This window comes from Mesorhizobium sp. M1423, from assembly GCF_040317575.1.
Lineage (GTDB): Bacteria > Pseudomonadota > Alphaproteobacteria > Rhizobiales > Rhizobiaceae > Mesorhizobium.
Genome location: NZ_JAMYKU010000075.1, coordinates 1 through 1548 on the forward strand (window position 1 = coordinate 1; position 1548 = coordinate 1548).

Consider the following 1548-nt stretch of genomic DNA (forward strand, 5'->3'; position numbering starts at 1 on the left):
CGATAATGTTGAAAAAGTCCGGGTTGCAGCAGTCCTGAAGCACTGATTCAATCTTCTTCAATCTTCGTTGTAAGAGGAGATTGAGTCGATGATGGGCGAGCAAAGTGTGATGCAGGAGGAGCTGTTCTATGGCTTCAGCCTGCAGCGGCATGTGCCGGCGGACCACCTGCTCAGATCGATCGACCGCTTCGTCGATCTGTCCGCCATCCGCCAGCATCTGGCGCCCTTCTACAGCCCGATCGGCCGTCCCTCGATCGACCCTGAACTCCTGATCAGGATGCTGATCGTCGGCTATTGCTTCGGCATCCGCTCGGAGCGCCGGCTGTGCGAGGAGGTACATCTGAACTTGGCCTATCGGTGGTTCTGCCGGCTTGGCCTCGAGGGTGATGTGCCGGACCACTCAACCTTCTCCAAGACCCGCCACGGACGCTTCCGCGATGCTGATCTGCTGCGCGAACTGTTCGAGACCGTCGTCCGACGCTGCATGGCAGAAGGGCTCGTTGGCGGCGAAGGCTTTGCGGTCGATGCCAGCATGATCGTCGCCGACGCGCAGCGTCAGCGCGGGATTGAAACAGCTGAGGAACTCAAGCCAGAGGCCAAGCGGGCCGTGGCCGAATACCTCGCCACCTTGGATGATGCCACCTTCGGGGCCGCCACGCCGGTGGAGCCCAAGTTCGTCTCCCCTGTTGATCCCGCCGCGCGCTGGACTGCCGCTTGGGGTGGCCCAGCCGTCTATGCCTATTGCACGAACTATTTGATCGACGTGGAGCACGCCATCATCGTGGACGTGGAGCCCTCGACCGCGGTGCGCCAAGCCGAGGTGACGGCCGCTAAGACCATGATCGAGCGGGCGCACGACGAGCTCGGCCTCTGGCCGGAGCGGCTGATTGCCGACACCGGCTACGGCTCGGCCGAAATGCTGAACTGGTTGGTGCATGAGCGTGGGATCGAGCCGCATATCCCGGTCTTCGACAAGTCCAGGCGCAAGGATGGCACCTTCTCGCGCGACGACTTCACCTACGACCATAAGGCCGATACATACATCTGTCCTGGCGGGAAGACGCTCAGGCAGCGCCAGAAGACCTATCGGGTGCCGCACCCTCTCGTCGACGAGAATGGAATGATGCGCTATCGCGCCAGCAAGCTGGATTGCGACGCCTGTGCTCTGAAGCCCAGCTGTTGCCCGAAGGAGCCGGCGCGCAAGGTGCTGCGCTCGATCCATGAGGGCGCGCGCGACATGGCCCGCGACATCGCAAAGACAGACGCCTACCAGACCTCACGCTATCAGCGGAAGAAGGTGGAGATGCTGTTCGCGCACCTCAAGCGCATCCTGAAGCTCGATCGATTGCGATTGCGCGGCCCCTGTGGTGCCCGCGATGAGTTCCACCTTGCAGCCATCGCCCAGAACCTCAGGAAATTGGCCAAGATCTGCACCCTCGGGACATACGTCCGAGCCACTTAGGGCGAGGAGGTCGCGTCGACCTTAATCAAGACGCTTCGGTGCGAGTGGATCCACGGCTTCATCGCCGACTTCTTCAACACTATCGG

2 protein-coding genes are annotated in these 1548 nt (G+C 61.6%); one reads left to right on the forward strand and one right to left on the reverse strand.

All coding sequences use genetic code 11. The features are described 5' to 3' along the window. On the reverse strand, positions 1–217 hold a 217-nt coding region (locus NKG95_RS34120), incomplete at its 3' end, for a hypothetical protein (RefSeq protein WP_353043870.1). Here NKG95_RS34120 and NKG95_RS34125 point away from each other — a divergent pair. Further along, positions 110–1462, forward strand: coding sequence for a transposase (locus tag NKG95_RS34125; protein WP_353043869.1), 1353 nt, complete (start codon positions 110–112; stop codon positions 1460–1462). The genes NKG95_RS34120 and NKG95_RS34125 overlap by 108 nt on opposite strands. Positions 1463–1548 lie beyond the last annotated feature (86 nt).

Excerpts from the sequence above, each read along its gene's own strand:
- NKG95_RS34125 (WP_353043869.1), top strand. The coding sequence starts at position 110 with ATGCAGGAGGAGCTGTTCTATGGCTTCAGCCTGCAGCGGCATGTGCCG.